We start from the raw sequence: 17,765 nt of genomic DNA on the forward strand, positions 1-17,765 counted from the left end.
CTGCGTCACGCGCTGCGCACTCGCGTGGGCGGCAACGCTGCGCGGTCAGTTTGCAGCGAGACGCCGTCGACGTCGCGCGAGGCCGTCGCGGCGCGCGCGCTCGGCGACTGCGGAGAGTGCCGGGCGGACTTTCTCGGGCGACGCGGCTTCCTCCACGTCGACAGTCAGGCGATTCGCGCCGAGGAACGCTGCGGCCGAGACGACGTCGCGGAGGCGGTCCGCTTCGCGCTGCGTGGCCAGCGAGCAGTCCTCGTCGAAGCACGCGTCGGCGGTGACTTCGGCGGGGACGTAGCCCTCGCTGGCGAGTTCGTCTGCGAGCGCTCGGAGGTCGTCGCGGGAGGCGTCGGTGATGGTCGCGGCGTCGACCGCCACGGGGGTCGAGTCCGTGGGGCGACACCCTTCGATCGGACTGGAATGGGAGGTCGTGCTCATCTTGCACACACATACATAGTGGAAATACAAAAACCTTTGCTAATGCTCAATAGTAATACATCGGGTTGCAGGCGAGCGAAGACAGCGACTGCCCGCTGACACGACGCCGCCATCCAACACCGAGTTCGTCACTCAGACCGCTTCTCGAGGGCGCTCCAACGGCTGCATACGTCGCTTCCGGAGGCTTCGGGTGCGTTACCAGGTGCCGTGGAACGTGTCGAAGGAGAGTTCGTCCAGGGGCTTGTTCCCGACCGCGATCTCGTACTCGCCGGGCGTCAGCATCGGCTTGTGGAACTGCGGGCCGTCGTCGGTCGTGATGCGCGGACAGCCCGTGTTCACGAACGCGTCCATGTCGAAGTTCCGGAGGCGGTCCGGGGTCACTTCGTCCATCGTGATGAGGTACGCGTTGTCGTTGTTCTCCACGATCTCGTTCGCCTGGTCCCAGCGGCCCTGCCCGATCTTCGTGCAGAAGATGACGCCCCACTTCTCGGCGTCCATCGCCTTGTGGACGGTCGCGTAGCGCTGCTTCAGGAACTTCTCCGTGTCCGCGACGGACACCGAGTTGTTCACGGGGTCGGCGATGACGACCTTCTTGTCCGGGTGTTCCATCGCGAGGCCCAGCGGGTGGAACTTCCCGCCGCCGACGTACAGCACCTGGTCGGCGTCGATGTCCGCGCTCGCGTAGTTACACCCGAGCACCTGGCCCTCGTGCGTGAGGCGGTCGTCGCCCTTCCGCGTGTGCACGTCGAACCCGCGCTCGGTCAACCACTCTTTCATCTCCCCGAAGAGGTTCATGTGCTGGGCGGTCGTCACCAGGCCGACGTCCCCGACCTCGAGTTCCTCGAGGGACTGCTCCATGATCGGCTCGACGTCGACGTTCGAGAACAGCGGCACGTAGATGATGTTCTCGGACTCCTTCATCGGCGAGTGCCCGAAGTGAACGAAGACGTCCGTCCGCCGCATCACGTACGTGTCCAGGTCGCAGGCGCCGTAACACGGCTGCCCGGAGATGAGCACCCGGGTGTCGTCGGGCAGCAGTTCGCGGAGGTCGTCGGCGACCATCGGCGCGCGGCGCTTCAATCCCTCCGGGAACTGCAGGCCGACTTTCTCCGCGTCGCGCTCCTCGACCGCGTCCACGATGCGGTCGAGTTCGTAGTCCCACGTTCGGTCGTGCTTCAGGGAGAGCCCGGTCTTCCGGAGGTCTCCCGCCGAACGCGTCTCTTCGTGACTCATTGGGCCTCGATACAGGCCTCGCGGGTTTAACCCCGGCGGTTCCCCGGGAACGCCCCGACTCTCGCTGGGCGACCACGGCGCCGCTACGCCCCGGGATCCGCCTTTTCCTACGAACGGTCCTGCAGAATCGGATTCGAGCACCCCCGGTTCCGGCACCTTGAAAGCGGCCGAGTTCCAACGAGACGGTAATGAGCGTCGACTCCGACTCCGCGACGGCGACTGACGCCTCGAGCGCCGACGAACTCGCCCGCCAGCTCGGCGAGGCAATCACCGAGACTCCCGAGTACCGCGCCTTCGAGGAGACGAAGGAAGCAGTCGAGACCAGCGAGGAGGTCCAGCAACGCATCAGCGACTTCGAGGACCTCCGCCAGGAGTTCATGCTCGCCCGCCAGACCGGCGACGCGACACAGGAGGACCTCGAGCGCGTCCAGGACGCCCAGGAACACCTCCACGACCACCCCGTCATGGCCGACTACCTCGACGCCCAGGACGCCCTCGAAACCAGGTTCGAAGCGCTGAACGAACTCATCTCCGAGCCCCTGGCGGTCGACTTCGTCGGCGAGTCCGGCGCGTGTTGCCAGGACTGACCCACTCGACCTGACTTCCGTTCGTCCTGACTTCAGTCGAGGGACTTGGTTCGCTCTTCTGCTCTTCCGTCTCCGGCCGATTGAGCCACAGCGATGGGTACGCAGATTGAGTTGCGTTCCGATCAATCCCGCGACGGGGTGTCCCTCCTCCAGTCTCGGGTCCTGTGCGAGCGTTCAACAATCGAACCCCGGAACCCTTAGGGAATACGCGAGCGACCTCCCGGTATGGTGCACTCCGACTGGGGCGACTGGCTCCCCACTGCGGTCGAGTCGGCGACGCCCGCCGGCGTCGCGGTCTGGTATCTGGGCTGCAACGGCTTCGTCCTGAAAGGCGAGGGCGGAACGACGCTGTTCGTCGACCCCTACCTCGGAACGGGCGACCCGCCGCGAACGATTCGCATGATTCCGGTGCCGTTCGACCCCCGGGACGTCCAGGAGGCCGACGCCGTGCTCGCGACCCACGAGCACACCGACCACGTCCACGGCCCGAGTCAGGCGCCGATCCTCGCGGAGACCGGCGCGGCGTTCTACGCGCCCGACGACTCGCTGGCGGTCGCGCGCGGCGAGGAAGCGTGGGACGACCGCTACGCCGTCTCCACCGACCAGTACGAGGAGGTCGCAGAGGGCGACGCGTTCGAGGTCGGCGAGTTCACGGTGCACGTCGAACCCGCCCACGACCCGGACGCCACCCACCCCGTGTCGTACGTCTTCGAGCACGACGCGGGCACCATCTTCCACGGCGGGGACACCAAGCCCAGCGAGGAGTTCGAGCGCCTCGGCCGCGAGTACGACATCGACCTCGGGATCCTGGCGTTCGGTTCGGTCGGCGCGATCCCCGACAAGCAGACCCGGGAACCGAAGCGCACGCGCTGGTACAACGACGAGAACCAGGTCGTCCGGGCGGCCAGCGACCTGCGCTTCGACCGCTTCCTCCCGTCGCACTGGGACATGTGGAAGGGGCTGACGGCGGACCCGAAGGCGCTGCACCACCACGTCCGGAGCTTCGAGTTCCCGCAGCGTCTCGAACTCGCGGAGATCGGCGACAGAGTCGACGTCACCGGCGAGTAGTCAGGGCGGGCGCGCGAAACACCGTTCTCCGGTCAGTTCGTGACTGGTTCGTGTCCGGGTGGCTCCCCGTGATAGGGAACTAACGAGTCGTTAACGACGGCGGGCAATTTAAGTCGTCGTCCGCGTACGTGAGCGTATGCACGACCAATCCGCGGGTGGTTCCAGTGAGTGACGAATCAGTCGTCGAAACTGACGGCGTCACCGTCAGCAAGTTCTTCAACGCTGAGGACTTCCCCGTCCCCGCTGTCGCGTTCGAGGTCGATTCCTCGCGCGAGGACGCCGTCACCCTCCGCCTCATCGACGAGATTCCCGACGAGTTCGGCATCGACCAGATCGGCTTCCACCCCGAGTACGGGAGCGAGCACTGGACGGCCAGCGGCGACGGCGTCGTCCGGTTCGAGCGCGAGATCGACCCCGGCGAATCGTTCACGACTGTCTACGGCGTCCGCATGGAGGACGGCCAGGACGAGACCCCGTTCCTCTCCGCGCCGACCGTCCAGGTCGAGGGCGAGAACATCGACGACGTGGTACCGCCGGAGTCGACGGACGTCGTCCGCGAACTCGCGGGCGGGGAGCGCGACACCGTCCCGGGGCTCGAGGACGAGGACGAGCTCGAGGCCGACATCGGTGGTGGCGGCGTCGAATCTCTCGCGGAGGAGGACGCCGAAATCCTGGAGGGCGACGTCGACGTCGGCGAACCCGCGGGCGAGCCCGGGCTGTCCGCCGACGCCGGGCCGGGCTCCGAGGATGACACCGTCGACGACGAACCGGACGTGGAGCCCGAGTTAGAGACGGACCCGGACCCTGAGCCGGAGACCGAACCTGATCCGGAGACCGAATCTGCGCTCGAATCCACGGACGAGTCCGAGCCGGTGACCGAGCCGGAAGCGGAAGGCTTTGGCGCGGAGCAGCCGGAACCGTCGGCCGCCGAGGAAGGCGTCCAGGAACCGGAAGCGGCAGGCTTCGACGGCGACGAGGCGGAGCCCGCGGCTGGCCTCGACGCCAGCGACCTCGTCGGTGCGCTCGCAGACGCGGTCCGCAACGACGAAATCGCCGACGACGACCTCGAGACACTGCAGGACGCGTTCGGCGGCGTCCCGAACAGCACCGAGGCCGAAATCGAACACCTCCAGGCCCGCGTCTCCGAACTCGAGGCCTACTCGGACGCCCTCGAGGCGTTCATCGACGAGGAGGGCACCGCGGAACAGCTCCTCGCCGACGTCGAGAACGACGTCGCGGGGCTCTCCGAGGAGCTCTCGGACCTCGGCGACGAACTCGCGGAAGTCGAGGCGAGCGTCGAGGACGCGGCCGGCGACCGGGAGGAACTGCGCGAGCGCGTGTCGGACGTCGAGGGCGACCTCGAAGCCGTCGACGACCTCGAAGACACGGTCGAGCGCGTGCGCGGTGACCTCGACGCACTCGACGAGCGCCTCGAGGACGCCGAGGAAGCGGTGCTGGACGTCGACGACCTGACCGAGGCGGTCGACCAGGTAGAGGACGACCTCGAGGACGTCGAGGAGCACGTCGACGAGATCGAACAGTGGCGCAGCCAGCTCTCGGACGTCTTCGGCGCCTGACGCCGTCGACGCCCGACGGCCGACCACGGCAGTTCCCCCGGAATCACAACCGTTTTCGGCGCGCGAGGCCTCGACTCGACAATGACAGCGCCGGTGCGCGTCGCCGTTCCGCGGAAGGGGCGACCGCTGGAAGCAGTGCTCGACCGACTCGCCGCTCGCGCCGACGCGACGACGCTCGCGGACGACGTGGCCTCGACCCTGCGGTACGAGAAAGCGCTCACGAAAGACGAGCAGTCCGACGACCGCGGCGTCTACGAGCGACTCGCCGCGTACAGCGACCCGTCCGACCCGCATCGACCGGATTACACGCTCCTCCGGGACGCTCGCGCGGGAAAGCCGCGCCGGATCGTCTTCGACTCGCTGACGCTGGACCTCGACGGGACGCCCGTCCAGCTAGTCGGGCGGGAGGAGCCGTTCCGGGCGCTGCGCACCCACGAGTTCGCACTCGGGTTCGACAGCGCGGACCTGGTCCTCGAGGAAGTCGTCCAGCTCCGGCCCGAGCCGTTGTCGACCATCGCGGACCTCAACGACCGCATCGACCCGCACGACACCGACGTTCGGGTCGTGTCCGGGCTCGGTGACACGGTCCACCACACGCTCCTCGCGACGCCGACCGCCCAGCAGGCCGTCGGCGCGCCGGCCCTCGACAGGGAGTTCGTCGTCGACTACGAGGGCGACGTCTGTATCAGTCCCCGGTACGAGCGACTCGTCGAGGCCGTGCTCGGTACGGACGCCACCGAGGGCGTGTCGTTCGTCTACCCGGACCCGGACCGGGAGGAGGAAGCGGGCATCGCCGACGTCGGCGTCGGCGTCTACCTCACGGTGACGGGTTCGACCGCCCGCGAGTACGGCCTCGACGTGGGCGAGCGCCTGTTCCCCAGCGAGACCGTGTTGATGGAGAACCAGTGCGAGGCCGAGGGGGACGCCGTCGAGACGGTCAAGCGAGAACTCGCGGACAGCGCGCCCGAGACGGCGATTCCGCCGCAGTAGACGATTCCGCCCGACCGACCACGCTATCCTTGCGAACAGCTAACACGAAGCCGCGCGTACGCACCCGTATGCCCACGCTGGGCTTCACCGGCGACGTGATGCTCGGCCGGAAGGTAAACGAACGCCAGCAGACGCGGCGGCCGGACGAACTCTGGGGGGATCTGACCGAGCGCCTGGCGTCGCTCGACGGGTTGGTCTGTAACCTCGAGTGCTGTCTGTCGACCCGCGGCCAGCGGTGGACGGAGACCCACCGGCCGTTCCACTTCCGCGCGGACCCCGAGTGGGCGATTCCTGCACTGGAGGCCGTCGGCGTCGACGGCGTGACGCTCGCGAACAACCACGTGCTGGATTTCGGGGCCGTGGCACTGCGGGACACGATCGACGCGCTCGACGATGCGGGCATCGCCCGAGTAGGCGCGGGCCGCGACGTCGACGAGGCGCTCGACCCACTCGCGTTCTCGGCCGGCGACTGTCGCGTCGCCGTCGTCGGGTTCACGGACAACACGCCGGAGTACGCTGCCGACCCCGACACCCCCGGGACCGCGCGCGTCGAGTGTGACCCCGACGACGCCGACACCCGGTCGATGGTCCGTGACGCTCTGGGTCGGGCGGACGCCCTCGACCCAGACCTGCTCGTCGCGTCCCTCCACTGGGGGCCGAACATGGTTGCCCACCCCGACGAGCGGTACCGCGAGTTCGGCCGCTGGCTCGTCGACGAGGGCGTCGACGTCGTCCACGGCCACAGCGCCCACGTCTTCCAGGGGGTCGACGTCCGTGACGGCGCGCCGATTCTCTACGACACTGGGGACTTCGTCGACGACTACGCCGTCGACGAGACGCTGCGCAACGACCGCAGCTTCAGCTTCGAACTCTCGGTGACCGCCGACGGCGACCCGACTGAACTCCGTCTCCACCCGGTGAATCTGGAGTACTGCCGCGTGGAGACGGCTGATTCGGCGGTCGCGGCCTGGTGCCGGGAACGGATGCGGGAGCGCTCCGCGGACTTCGACACGACGTTTCGCCGCGACGACAGCGACCTGCTCGTCGACATCGACTGAATCGTCCGTAGCCATCAGACGCAATCCACACCAGGCCGCGGGATGGGAGGCAGCGCCTCGGTTCGACAAACCGAAATCCGGTTTACGAGTCCGCGTACTCCTCGAGGTGGTCGCGGGTCACTCGCTCGGCAGCGTCCCGCGTGGCCTCGAACGTCTCGACGGCCCAGTCGCGGACGGACTGGTCGGTCGACTCCACGAGTGCGACTGGCGCACCCTCGGGCGACGAGACGCCGAAGAACACGACGTCCTCGGTGATGCCCAGCGGAACAGGGATGTCGTCGTCGCAGACGTAGACGTGGAGGTCGTCGTACGCGAGCAAGTCGGCGACTCGCTGGCGGCGGTTCGAGCCCGCGGCGAGCCACGCCAGCAGTTCCTCCGAGAGCACGGTCTCGAACACCGCGTCGCCGGCTTCCAGTCCGCGCTCGTGGGCGTCGAGCGCGCCGGGGCTTCGACCCGAGGCCAGCGACCGAAGCGTGGACGCGGTCCGCTTGATTTGGACGACGCGCTCGAGGGGCGCGGACGGGTTCGCCGGCGTGGGCGTGGTGATGGTCGCGTCCGCGAGTCTCGCCAGGTCGAAGTCCAGTTCGTCCGCGGGAATCTGCTCGAGCACGTCCCGGACGTTCCACGCGAACGCCGCGGTTTCCAGCAGCGAGGTGAACTCGTCGGCGAGCAGTTCCCCGTACGCCGTCGGTCTGTACTCGCCGTTCGTTCGCTCGATCAACCCCTTCCCTTCGAGGTCTCGCACGGCGCGGTTGACCGTCGAGCGCGAGACGTCAGTCTCCGAGACGAGCGTTCGTTTGTCCTTCGGGTCGTCGAGGAGAGCTTGCACGAATTCCAGGCGGTCGAGGAGCGTTCGCACTGCCTCGGTGGCAACGTCGTCCCCCGGGGGAGTCGCCATGCCACATACTGTTGGCAAAGCAATAAGAGTCTTGCCCAAACTCCCACGAGAGCCGCTCTGTTTACAGATCCTTAGCGCCATGATAAATAATTATATGGAGGGCCTCACATGTTGGTCGATTCGTGCAGGCCGTGACGTAAACTCGTCGTGCGTGGAACTATTTCACCGACCACGAACGTCGGTCCAGGCGGACTCAATCCAGAACCCAACCGCAGACCGAGGGACCTGGCGCTCGTTCGTGGTCAGGGGGAGATGGGAGACGTTCCCGGTGCCGCAGCCACGAACTCGGGCCGACAGGGGGCGGCCTTCGACGCGTGGACTGCGGCGCCGATACGGGCCGCCCGCGAATCGGTTCGCGGGCGGACTTCCAACCGGGACCGTCGATTCCCGGGCGAGTCACTCCGTCACTCGACCGTTCACCGGTCGCTCGCCGCCGGACGCAAGTACCTACCTACAGCGTCAGCGTCACGTCCGACCGCATATCGAGGAACGCGGTCTCGTAGCCTTCGTGCCGACCGACCTGCGGCGGCGTCGCCACTGAGAGCGTGAGGTCGTCGCCCGCCCGCACCGCCGACACCGTTGCACTATAGTGGTAACCGACGTCCGGGCTGAGCGTGCGCTCCAGTGGCCCCTCGAAGACGACCTCGCCGTCACGCTCGAGAATCGCCTCGAGTGCCATCCCCGACAACTCGTAGTCGTTGTAGCGCGTGCGCGCGGACACCGCCAGGTACGCGTCTCCCGGAGTGCCGACGCGCGCAGCGGAATCCAGGTGGAACAGGTCGAAGTACGCGTCGTCGATTGCGGCCGTCCCGTGAACGGTTCCCGGGAGCCCGTCCGGCCCCGGTGCGACCGACTTCGGGTACGACGTCTCCATCGGCGCGAGCGCGCCAGGTTCCCCCGCCGCTTCGATGGACGACGACCCGACCCGGCTCCGGGACTGTTCGGTAAACTCCATGTCGATTTCCGTGGTCGCCGCGTCCCTGAACCGGCCGTCGAACTCGCCGGTCGTTCGCGCGTTGATCCCGCCGATGCTCACCGCAGCGGTGTAGGTGCCGTCGCCGGGGAGCGTGAAGTTCCCGCCGTAGTGAAACCCCATCGGCTGGGAGAGCATCGGGTAGATAACCTCCTGGGAGACGATACTCCCGCCGTCTGACAGTTCGACGGAGACGCCCGCGTCCGGCAACGCCGTCCCCGAGTCGTCGTCCCAGACGACGGCCATCAGGTGTACCGAATCGTCATCGGTCCGCGGCGTCTTCGACCGCTCCCAGTTCGTCACCGTCCAGAACGTGTGCGGCACCGTGAACATGAGCGCCACCGCGTAGTCGCCGACAGTCGCCGTGCCCTGCATCGCCATCCTGTCCTCGAAGGACTGGACGTAGACGCCGTCGGGTTTGTCCACGTCGGGGTCGGTCGTCGCTGGTCGCGTCGTCGTCGATTCGCTCGACCCGTCGTCCGTACAGCCGGCGAGGAGGGCGGTGGTGGCGAACCCCGAACCGAGCGCGAGGAAGCGGCGGCGTCGCATACCCGTAGTGGCGGTCACCGGGACAAAAGAAGCTCTGGTCCGCGAGTCGAATCCCCTGGACCTGGGGCGGCGTCGGCGTCCAGAAACGTTAACCACGTCTCGGGGTAATCACGTGACATGCGACGCGCCGTCCTCGCTGCCCTCCTCGCCCTCCTGTTGGTCCTCTCGGCGAGCCCGGTCACCGCGCACGGCAACCACGTCGAGGCGGACAGCCAGCGCTCCGACGACGGAACTGTCGTCGTGGAAGCGGTTCGACCGCTCTCTGACGGCTTCCTCGTGCTTCACCGCGAGACGGCCGACGGCGACTTCGGCGACCCGATCGGGCACGTCCCGATCGCCGTCGCCGACGGGTTCCAGCGGGACGTCGCCGTCCAGCTGGACGACGGTGCCTGGGCGGAGTGGCCCGACGACGACACGGTCTGGGTCGTCTTCCACGCTGACGCCGACGGCGACGGCGAGTTCACGCCCGGGACAGACCCGGCGACGTCCGCGTTCGGCACCGTGACCGGCCGACCGATCACGCTCGCAAAATCCGACGCGCCAGCACGCGTTCTCGCCGAGCGCTCCGAGCCCCAGCGGACCGACGCCGCGGAAGCCACCGTCTCGGAGGTCGTCCTCCCCGAGGACGGATTTCTCGTTCTCCGGCACGAGGACGCCGACGGACAGGTCGTCGCGACGCGCGCCCTGAACGAGGGTGAGCACGCTGACGTCACGCTCTCGCTCGACGAATCCGCGCTCCCGGACAACCAGTCCTCGGTGGGCCTGTACGCGGAACTGTACACTGACGACGGTGACGGCGAATTCGCGACCGACGACGAACGCGTGTCCGCCGGCGACCGGGTCGTCAGTACCTACTTCCTCGTCTGGCGGGTCGACGACGCCAACGCGACCACGTCGGAGCGAATCGTGAACACGGCAGCTACCGACGAAGACGTCGTCACACCGACGTCGAACGAACCGACTCGAACGACCGACGGGACGGACGGCGAAACCGAGTCGCTCGTGCCCGGGTTCGGAATCCTCCACGCGACTGTCGCGGCCCTCGTTGCAGGGATGGTACTCGTCCGCCGCGAATAACCGGGGTCGGTCAAGTCTGAGAGTCCGCGACGACCCGGTCAGGGGTCCGGCTCCGGGAGCGCGCGCAACTCCCGCGGCGGCACGAGGAAGTACCCGCGCCTGCGCACGAAGATGTACTCGAGGATGCCGTTGTTCACGCGCTGGCGGATGGCGGGCGTCTCCGCCGCCACGTCGGTGCCGTTCATCGCACGCCGCACTTCCTCGAACGCCGTCACCCCGCGCTGGAGCGACGGGAAGTGGAGGCTCGCGACCGGGTCGTCGGATCCGATGTCGTCGGTCGACTCGAAGTGCCGCCGGAGCAACCGCACCCGTCCGTCGTCGTCCCGGTTCGCGCGCGCTGCCTTCTGTGCGTGCCCGACGCGGCCGAACGTTTCGGCGTGTTCGGCGACGTCCTGGACGTACTGGTCCACCTGGCTGTCCGCACCGAGGTTGTTCCCAACGCCCTCGACCAGGTCGTCCGCGACGTGACCCGGACTGAACAGTTCCATCACGCGCTCGTCGTAGTCCTGTTCGACGTACCAGTCCTCGAGGCGCTGGCGGAGGTTCGCGACGACTTTCGTCGTCCCGCCCGCGAACGGCCCGTCGGGGAGCGTGACGTAGTCCTCGCTGGCCTGGTTCCCGGCGAATCCAGCGGTGAACCCCATGAACAGCGGGGACTCCTCGGGCACTGGCTCGGACTCGGGGACGCCGGCGGCGTCCTGTCGCTCTGCCGGCATCCCCGCTCCGACGAAGCCCGTGCGTCGCGAATCGACGGACACCACGTCCGTCAGCGTCGCGTCGACGGAAACACCGTTTACCTCCTCGAGTTCGCCGGTGAGTGCGTGTTCGGCAGCGAGCACTACGTCCGCCCGGTCGCTGGCGAGGTGAACGAGCGCGTCCTGTGTATCGAAGCCCGGTTCCTCGAACGGCGACAGCGCGCCCGGACGCGGCAGGTCGACGGATTCGGGCATCCCGTCGTCGAAGCGGTCGAAGTACGCCGGCGAGTACGCCACGGAGAACAGCAGGCCGTCGTGACTCCACTCGTACGCTTCGTCCAGGACACCGAGCGCCGCTTCGACTGTTTCCCGGTCCGATTCAGACGGCGGGCCGTCCGCCCGCAACGACGCGTAGATGAGTGTCTGGTGACGGGGCAGTTGCACGTTCCCGTGGTCGTCGGTTCGCGTGTAGTCGTTCCAGGCGTGCTGCCGGGCCGGCTTCGCAGACGGGTCTCCCGACGGCGCACGGTCATCGGCGAGATCCGTGCAGGCGGCGAGTGCGGTCGCGCTTCCCGCCGCGACGGCTGCTTTCAGGAACTCGCGGCGGGACCGACTGGCGGGCGGGGGCGTCATCCGCGAGTTGGTTCGCCTCGACGCGCCAAGGGCTTTGCGCAGGCAGCCCCGGCGTCCAATTCATCCCCAACGTTGGTACTAGTCGGAATCCTACCATTCAACATGCCCAACGCAGCACCGTTCGAGGAGCACACACGGCGATACGAGCAGTGGTTCGACGAATACGAGGCCGTCTACGAGTCCGAGTTGGCGGCGCTCGAACGGCTCGTGTCGCCACGCGGACGCGGCATCGAGATTGGCGTCGGCAGCGCGCGCTTCGCCGCGCCGCTGGGCATCGACGTCGGTATCGACCCGGCCGAGGCGATGCTCAGGCAAGCCCGCGAGCGCGGCGTCGACGTGGCCCGGGGCGTCGCCGAACACCTCCCGTTCCGGGACGACTCCTTCGACACGGCGCTGATCGTGACGACGATCTGCTTCGTGGACGACATCCCCCGGACGTTGGCCGAAGCCGACCGGATTCTGACGCCGTCGGGGGACCTCGTGCTCGGGTACATCGACAAGGACAGTCCCGTCGGAGCGGTCTACCAGGAGAAGAAAGAATCGAACCCGTTCTACCGGGACGCGACGTTCGTCACGACGGCGGAACTCGTCGACGCGCTCGAAGCGGCCGGCTTCACCGATTTCGAGTTCGTCCAGACTATCTACCACTGGCTCGAGGAGATTGACAGCCCCGAATCGGTCGAAGCGGGGTACGGCGACGGTTCGTTCGTCGGGATCAAGGCTACTCGGTGACGGCAGGCGTCCTCGAAGTGGTTCGGTGATTTGCTCTCAGTGGCCGCGACACCGATCCCGAGAACACGTCATCGAGCCCGGCGCTGCCGTCGCTACCGGTCGAATCTCCGATTCGATCCCCGCAGTTCTCGTCGGTGAAACTATGTCGGTGAGAGACTCGTTCGCGGCGGCGCCGCGCCATCAATTCGATATAGCAGCATACGGTTTACTTACTCGTTCTCGGACGTCACGAAAGCGAGTAAATGTTGGAAAGATACACTTTTCGCACCCTGTCGCCCCAGTTGTGCGTGTACGTGTCGATGATGTCGTCGGCGACGTCGCCGCGGAGGTACTTCACGACCCCCCGATCACCGGTCCGATCCCGGAGGTGCGTCGTGAAGAAGTGCCGGAAGTAGTGCGGCGTGACGTTCTCGGCCGCGTCACCGCCGCTGCGGTACCAGCCCGCCGCTTCTGCGTGCGTCCGGACCATCGACCGCACCATCTCCGGGGTGAGGCGCTGCCCCCAGGCGTCTCTCGTGCTCACGAACAGCGGTTCGGCCGGAGACGGCGAATCAGGGCGGATCGCCAGCCAGCGGGCCAGTGCGGCCTTCAGCTCCCCGTCTACGGGGACTAGCGTCGCTCGCTTGCGCTTGTTCGACGCCGTCCGCTCCTCGCCGTTCGCCGTCTCTCCGCGCGACATCGAAGGGTCCACGAACAGCGTATCCGGGCGTCCGTCCAGTTGCGCACGCGTCCCGAGGTCGTAGGCGTCCTCGACGCGTGGCGCGGCCAGCGAGACGTCGCGAACGTCCAGATTACAGAGCTCACCGACGCGCAGGCCGGTTTTCAACAACGTGTGGACGACGGCTCGTTCCAGTGGATGCGAAATCCCGTCGACGAACGACCGCATGTCCTCGACCGACACCTCTCGTCGGGTCGGGTCAGTGTCGATTGCCTCGTCCATCTCCTGCATCACGAGCGTCATCGGGTTGCTGTCGAACTCCCCGACCTGGGTCATGTACCCGTAGAACCGGTTCAGGTAGGACGCGTACGTCGCCACCGTACTCTCGGCGCGGTCGCCGCGGAGTTCGTGCACCCACGCCAGGCAGTCCCGCCGGTCAGCGGCAGCCGGCGTCGTATCGAACTCCGCGAGGAACGCCTCGAAGTCCCGGAGGACGCGGCCATACGCCTCTCGCGTCCGTTCGGACTTTCCGTGATAGGCCATGTCCTCGAGGAAGTACTCGATGGGGTCGTCGGTGTCCGCTCCCCCGCGTCCTCCGGCTGCAGCGAGCTCCGCGTCCGCGCTGCGTTCGCTCATCGGGGACCCCGGCGGACGTAGCCGCCCTCACGTGGATCGTGGGCGATTCGGTCTTCGGCCTGCAGCGACTGCAGTGTCTCGTGGAGCCGGTCCTCGAAGTCCCCGGAGAGCTCCGAGACCAGTTCCTCCCACGACACGAATTCGTTCCCCGATAGCGCTTCGAGGACCCGGTCTTCGAGCCCGCTACCCCCAGGGGGAGCGTCCCCAGAACCGCCTTCCTCGCCCCCGGTTACGAACCCCCGTCGACCGGCCTGAACCATCGACCGCAGGAACTCGCTCTGGGACATGTCAAGGTCGTCCGCGTGCTCCTGCCACTCGGCTTTCTGTTCGGGTGGCACGTAGGTCTTCACGACGACACGGTCCTCGTCTGCCATACCGTGGAGGATTCCACGCGACCCCTTCAATGTTCCCCTCACAGTGGATAAGACACCTTATCACTGCGTCCGGTCCCGTTTTAGCGCCAATTGAGGTGCTATTTTCCATGATAACCGTATATCAACGCCCTAAATTACGTGATTACTCATGTTGCTCTCTGGTACTTCGGAGACAGATACAAAATCTGGGTGGCACCAGGAACTCCCGCCCCGGGACTTGTTGTACTGCTGAAAAGACAGCTCTTCGTCGATTTTCAGCGCCGTGCGTAGATTCGAGTCGGTGCGCCCAGGCATGGAATTCGGTTGTCTGGACAGAGTCGGTTGGCTCACTCGCGCTGGCTCCCCAGAGGACGGCATTCGGTAGCGATGATCGTAGTCTTTGATGCGTTTGTCCGTGGGCGGCGACTGAGACGGCGGTCGCTGGGGGCCGCGAACTCGAAACAGCGCCGGGGGCGTCCGGCAACAAAACTTAATCCGAGGGTGGACTATCGAGGTACATGACGGGGTTCAATTGCAGCGTCGGTGCGGAGCGTCCCTGAACTGGAAGGCGGAATACGCATTGACGCAGTGTTCACCACTGAGCGTGGCACTCGGATTCGCTTGTGTGGCCGGTACGTGACTGCGGCGACGCAGTGAACTCTGGACTACTCAGCGCGGCCCCGGTGTTCGGAATCGGCGATGTCGACGGCCCAACACTGCAAGAACTGCGACTACGGGCCGAACGCAGACTCGAACGGGGAGCGAGTGGTGCCGTGCGAGTTCAGCGCCGGAGAAGCGCGCTACGGCGTCCTGAGTGGCGTTCTGGCGTCGTGGCCTGCCTCTCCTATTCACGAGGGACTCCTACCGGACTCTAGGGCCTAATTCGAGGCCAACGAGGATTGTGGATGGTTCACCCTATCTTCGCCGACAGGTACGGGATGTCTCGTCCGTTCGACGTCCGCCCTCGTGTATTCCGTCTATCCGCTGTGTTTGCCGACAGAGCAAGTGGGGCAGCCAACTTTTGGAGGTAACCGGTATCAGTCGGCCAGCACAGGCCGTGAAGCGCTCTGGACTATATCATCACAGTCGATCGGCGGTCGCGGTGACGCGGCGACGAACACTTCTATCCGGTCGGGGGCTGGATGTGCAGTGATGTATCGGTTCGTCGCCGCGATCCGTTCTGCGTTGCTCACCCAAGATTCCCTCGCAATGGTAGCTGCCGATCCTCCAGAGGCACCGATTTGGGCGTGTTAGTCCCCCATTACACTCGATGCTTGTGTGGATCCGCGTTGCGTTCCGAACTCATAAACCGTATGCTAGGATATGGACTCGATGGCCAGTCGCTGGAAATGCAACGGCTATTCGGTGGAAATCCACCGACTTCTGGGTTGGTCATCGACACACCGGATTTCCGGGATCGTACCGTCGGACGAAAAATACGAAATGGTGTTCAGAGGCCTAAACACCCTGATACGCATGAATCAAGTTTCGTTGTGACGTGCCTTTGGGCGAGTCCGCCGCCGGGGGAACGTGGTAGTCGTACATCCTGCGGATGGATTGTGCGAGGGTACGGACCCTGGGGTGTCAATCGCGGCTTGCTTCGCAGGTCGTTGTCGAGACTCAGTCGGACGAGGAAATCAATCACCAGCGCGTGTTGAACATCCGGACGCCGAACCCGAAGTCGAGCAACCGACTGAGTAGGCCTTCGACGTCGCTCCGGCAGGAATCCCTCGAGCGCCGGGCCCAGATTCCTGGAGGCGCTCGATTGGACGATAGATGGTGGAGAAGGAGGCATCGCAGGCCTCGTTCGTCGGTACATCTGCCAGTAGCACTTGGTCGAGCGGGACAGTCACCCAGTCGATATCGAGCAGTGAGAACGGAGCGACGTAATCGGTCGTTCGTGTAGTCGAAAACAGTACTTAGATATCCCGACGCTGGAAGAGGACTTGGCTAGCGACGAGTAACCCCAAGAACGCAGCAACCAAAATTCCAGTGTCCATCAATTCGTATGACCCATCAATGAGCACCGGCGTCGGAGCGTAGTAATGGGTTGGGCTAAGATTCTGAATCCACGCGAAGTCTTCTGCCGCACCGACGGCTGACTCGACGAGCCAGAGCACGAATATCAATCCGATGGCGGCTCGTTCTGCAACTGCTGACCGATCTGCGAGCACGGAGAGAACTGTGCCAATTGCGGCGCAGACGAGGAGATACGGAATCGAGAGGAGGTGAGCCAGCGCGAGATGCATCGGGTCGATGGTCTCGCCAATCGCCAACACGAGACCGTACGTGACACCGCCCACAACCACGTTTAGCGCGATCAGTGGGAGGAGCAACGCCGCAAACTTCTCGACCAACAGCTGGCTTCGAGAGACCGGAAACGAGAGCAACAGATCCATTCGATCACTTTCGATGTCACCCGCGATCACTGCTGCCGATGCGTACGCGAAGTATATGCCGAGTCCCAGCAACCACAGGAACGTATAGATCTGTCCGCCGAGCCACCCCTCAATCGACCCGATCGACTGCATCCCAAATGCATCTAACATCGCTGGCGGCAACGACTCCGCAATCTGCTCGTATGCTGACGGGTCCAAAAGCGAGAAGTACCAGACGATGAAGGCCACGTAGAGACTGACACCGACAGTCAGAATTGTTGTTCCACGGACCCGACGGCTGATCTCGTACCTGGTGGTTTCAAGCATCGGATTGCACCTCCTGATTGGGTTCGACTCCACCGTCTGAGCCGTAGTAATGCATGAAGATGTCTTCGAGCGGGGGTTCGCTGATCTCTATTTCACGGACGTCGTGGGTCGCTAGCTCGCGGAGTAGCGTGTTGTACTCGCCAGTGTAGATGAACTGGATGCCCTCAGCGAACGTTTGAACGTCTATCACGCCGTCGATCTCCGTGAGGTCCGTTCTGGCCTCGTCCGTCGTCTGGATTTGGACCCGCTTTCCACCCTGGCGAAGCAGGGTGTCGACATCTTCGAGCCCAACGAGCACCCCTTCACGGAGGATACCAACGCGGTCACACACGCGGCGGACTTCGCTCAAAACGTGTGACGAGAAGAATAGCGTCTTCCCCCGATCACGCTCGTTCCTGGCGAACTCGTTGAACTCTTCCTGTTTGAGGGGGTCGAGACCGGAGGTCGGCTCGTCCATGATGACGAGTTCGGGATCGTGCATGAACGCCTGGACGATGCCGAGCATCCGCTTGTTCCCGGTCGAGTACTCGCGAATCGGGCGCTCAACCGGCGGTGTGAATATCTCGAGGAGTTCGTCCCGGCGGGAACCCCCTTTGACTGACTCGTGGTAGTCAAGCACCTCGGCACCTGTCGCTTCGTCGTTGAACCCGAGGTTTGCGGGCAGATACCCGATCCGTCGTTTCGCCTCGATGAGCGCGTCCTCGTCGTGGACGTCTGCACCGAGGACAGTCGCAGTACCGGCACTCGGTGCGATTAACCCGAGAAGCGTTCGTATCGTCGTCGTCTTTCCGGCTCCGTTTGGGCCGAGGAAACCGAATATCTCTCCGCGTTCTACGGAGAAAGAGAGTGAATCGACAGCTACGACGTCGTCATAGCGTTTACTGAGATTGTCAACTGTGATCGATGACATA

16 protein-coding genes are annotated in these 17,765 nt (G+C 65.5%); 7 read left to right on the plus strand and 9 right to left on the minus strand.

Annotated elements, in window-relative coordinates; genetic code table 11:
* Window positions 1–45: 45 nt before the first annotated feature.
* Both GRX66_RS04980 and dph2 read right to left on the minus strand, forming a co-directional pair.
* A complete protein-coding gene (locus tag GRX66_RS04980; RefSeq protein ID WP_159525547.1) occupies window positions 46–432 on the minus strand; it encodes a hypothetical protein in 387 nt (128 codons plus the stop codon).
* Between the two features lie 195 nt (window positions 433–627).
* The gene (gene dph2 / locus GRX66_RS04985) at window positions 628–1,665 is read right to left on the minus strand and encodes a diphthamide biosynthesis enzyme Dph2 (protein WP_159525548.1); all 1,038 of its coding nucleotides are present in this window, start codon (window positions 1,663–1,665) and stop codon (window positions 628–630) included.
* A 188-nt stretch (window positions 1,666–1,853) separates the two neighbouring features.
* Here dph2 and GRX66_RS04990 point away from each other — a divergent pair, with 188 nt between their 5' ends.
* The 5 genes from GRX66_RS04990 to GRX66_RS05010 all read left to right on the plus strand — a co-directional run bounded on the left by GRX66_RS04990 (window position 1,854) and on the right by GRX66_RS05010 (window position 6,945).
* Window positions 1,854–2,252 carry a YlbF family regulator gene (locus GRX66_RS04990; protein ID WP_159525549.1) on the plus strand — a complete coding sequence of 133 codons (399 nt, stop codon included), beginning with the start codon at window positions 1,854–1,856 and terminating at the stop codon, window positions 2,250–2,252.
* Between the two features lie 225 nt (window positions 2,253–2,477).
* Window positions 2,478–3,320 carry an MBL fold metallo-hydrolase gene (locus GRX66_RS04995; protein WP_159525550.1) on the plus strand — a complete coding sequence of 281 codons (843 nt, stop codon included), beginning with the start codon at window positions 2,478–2,480 and terminating at the stop codon, window positions 3,318–3,320.
* A 164-nt stretch (window positions 3,321–3,484) separates the two neighbouring features.
* Window positions 3,485–4,897 carry a hypothetical protein gene (locus GRX66_RS05000; RefSeq protein WP_201292927.1) on the plus strand — a complete coding sequence of 471 codons (1,413 nt, stop codon included), beginning with the start codon at window positions 3,485–3,487 and terminating at the stop codon, window positions 4,895–4,897.
* 81 nt (window positions 4,898–4,978) lie between these two features.
* Complete coding sequence (locus GRX66_RS05005; protein ID WP_159525551.1) at window positions 4,979–5,887, plus strand: hypothetical protein; 909 nt, start codon at window positions 4,979–4,981, stop codon at window positions 5,885–5,887.
* Between the two features lie 68 nt (window positions 5,888–5,955).
* Window positions 5,956–6,945, plus strand: coding sequence for a CapA family protein (locus GRX66_RS05010; protein ID WP_159525552.1), 990 nt, complete (start codon window positions 5,956–5,958; stop codon window positions 6,943–6,945).
* A gap of 82 nt (window positions 6,946–7,027) precedes the next feature.
* Here GRX66_RS05010 and GRX66_RS05015 read toward each other — a convergent pair whose 3' ends face one another.
* Window positions 7,028–7,843, minus strand: coding sequence for a helix-turn-helix transcriptional regulator (locus tag GRX66_RS05015; protein ID WP_159525553.1), 816 nt, complete (start codon window positions 7,841–7,843; stop codon window positions 7,028–7,030).
* A 451-nt stretch (window positions 7,844–8,294) separates the two neighbouring features.
* Window positions 8,295–9,365, minus strand: coding sequence for a DUF7350 domain-containing protein (locus GRX66_RS05020; RefSeq protein WP_159525554.1), 1,071 nt, complete (start codon window positions 9,363–9,365; stop codon window positions 8,295–8,297).
* Window positions 9,366–9,482: 117 nt separating this feature from the next.
* Here GRX66_RS05020 and GRX66_RS05025 point away from each other — a divergent pair, with 117 nt between their 5' ends.
* Window positions 9,483–10,442, plus strand: coding sequence for a DUF7282 domain-containing protein (locus GRX66_RS05025; RefSeq protein WP_159525555.1), 960 nt, complete (start codon window positions 9,483–9,485; stop codon window positions 10,440–10,442).
* A 38-nt stretch (window positions 10,443–10,480) separates the two neighbouring features.
* Here the strand turns inward: GRX66_RS05025 and GRX66_RS05030 are convergent, their stop codons facing one another.
* Complete coding sequence (locus GRX66_RS05030; RefSeq protein WP_159525556.1) at window positions 10,481–11,770, minus strand: DUF7405 family protein; 1,290 nt, start codon at window positions 11,768–11,770, stop codon at window positions 10,481–10,483.
* 102 nt (window positions 11,771–11,872) lie between these two features.
* Between GRX66_RS05030 and GRX66_RS05035 the strand changes: the two genes are divergently transcribed.
* Window positions 11,873–12,502, plus strand: coding sequence for a class I SAM-dependent methyltransferase (locus GRX66_RS05035; protein ID WP_159525557.1), 630 nt, complete (start codon window positions 11,873–11,875; stop codon window positions 12,500–12,502).
* 226 nt (window positions 12,503–12,728) lie between these two features.
* Here the strand turns inward: GRX66_RS05035 and GRX66_RS05040 are convergent, their stop codons facing one another.
* From GRX66_RS05040 to GRX66_RS05055, 4 genes are all read right to left on the minus strand, one after another.
* Window positions 12,729–13,796, minus strand: a complete 1,068-nt coding sequence (locus GRX66_RS05040) for a tyrosine-type recombinase/integrase (RefSeq protein WP_159525558.1) — start codon at window positions 13,794–13,796, stop codon at window positions 12,729–12,731.
* Entirely contained in the window at window positions 13,793–14,170 is a 378-nt protein-coding gene (locus tag GRX66_RS05045; RefSeq protein ID WP_159525559.1) for a DUF5805 domain-containing protein, read from the minus strand. The genes GRX66_RS05040 and GRX66_RS05045 overlap by 4 nt, the downstream gene beginning before the upstream one ends.
* Window positions 14,171–16,068: 1,898 nt before the next feature.
* Window positions 16,069–16,854: an ABC transporter permease subunit gene (locus GRX66_RS05050; RefSeq protein ID WP_159525560.1), complete on the minus strand. Its 786-nt coding sequence runs from the start codon at window positions 16,852–16,854 to the stop codon at window positions 16,069–16,071.
* Window positions 16,847–17,764 (minus strand): ABC transporter ATP-binding protein, encoded by a 918-nt coding sequence (locus GRX66_RS05055; protein ID WP_159525561.1) that lies wholly within the window; start codon window positions 17,762–17,764, stop codon window positions 16,847–16,849. The genes GRX66_RS05050 and GRX66_RS05055 overlap by 8 nt, the downstream gene beginning before the upstream one ends.
* Window position 17,765 lies beyond the last annotated feature (1 nt).

The organism is Halobacterium bonnevillei (genome assembly GCF_009831555.1).
Classification (GTDB): Archaea; Halobacteriota; Halobacteria; order Halobacteriales; family Halobacteriaceae; genus Halobacterium; species Halobacterium bonnevillei.

Bases quoted from the DNA above. Each gene is read 5' to 3' on its own strand.
- GRX66_RS05030 (WP_159525556.1), bottom strand. From the start codon at position 11,770: ATGACGCCCCCGCCCGCCAGTCGGTCCCGCCGCGAGTTCCTGAAAGCA.
- GRX66_RS04990 (WP_159525549.1), top strand. From the start codon at position 1,854: ATGAGCGTCGACTCCGACTCCGCGACGGCGACTGACGCCTCGAGCGCC.
- GRX66_RS05045 (WP_159525559.1), bottom strand. From the start codon at position 14,170: ATGGCAGACGAGGACCGTGTCGTCGTGAAGACCTACGTGCCACCCGAA.
- GRX66_RS05035 (WP_159525557.1), top strand. From the start codon at position 11,873: ATGCCCAACGCAGCACCGTTCGAGGAGCACACACGGCGATACGAGCAG.
- GRX66_RS04980 (WP_159525547.1), bottom strand. From the start codon at position 432: ATGAGCACGACCTCCCATTCCAGTCCGATCGAAGGGTGTCGCCCCACG.
- GRX66_RS05010 (WP_159525552.1), top strand. From the start codon at position 5,956: ATGCCCACGCTGGGCTTCACCGGCGACGTGATGCTCGGCCGGAAGGTA.
- GRX66_RS05025 (WP_159525555.1), top strand. From the start codon at position 9,483: ATGCGACGCGCCGTCCTCGCTGCCCTCCTCGCCCTCCTGTTGGTCCTC.
- dph2 (WP_159525548.1), bottom strand. From the start codon at position 1,665: ATGAGTCACGAAGAGACGCGTTCGGCGGGAGACCTCCGGAAGACCGGG.
- GRX66_RS05005 (WP_159525551.1), top strand. From the start codon at position 4,979: ATGACAGCGCCGGTGCGCGTCGCCGTTCCGCGGAAGGGGCGACCGCTG.
- GRX66_RS05040 (WP_159525558.1), bottom strand. From the start codon at position 13,796: ATGAGCGAACGCAGCGCGGACGCGGAGCTCGCTGCAGCCGGAGGACGC.
- GRX66_RS04995 (WP_159525550.1), top strand. From the start codon at position 2,478: ATGGTGCACTCCGACTGGGGCGACTGGCTCCCCACTGCGGTCGAGTCG.
- GRX66_RS05055 (WP_159525561.1), bottom strand. From the start codon at position 17,764: ATGTCATCGATCACAGTTGACAATCTCAGTAAACGCTATGACGACGTC.
- GRX66_RS05020 (WP_159525554.1), bottom strand. From the start codon at position 9,365: ATGCGACGCCGCCGCTTCCTCGCGCTCGGTTCGGGGTTCGCCACCACC.
- GRX66_RS05050 (WP_159525560.1), bottom strand. From the start codon at position 16,854: ATGCTTGAAACCACCAGGTACGAGATCAGCCGTCGGGTCCGTGGAACA.
- GRX66_RS05015 (WP_159525553.1), bottom strand. From the start codon at position 7,843: ATGGCGACTCCCCCGGGGGACGACGTTGCCACCGAGGCAGTGCGAACG.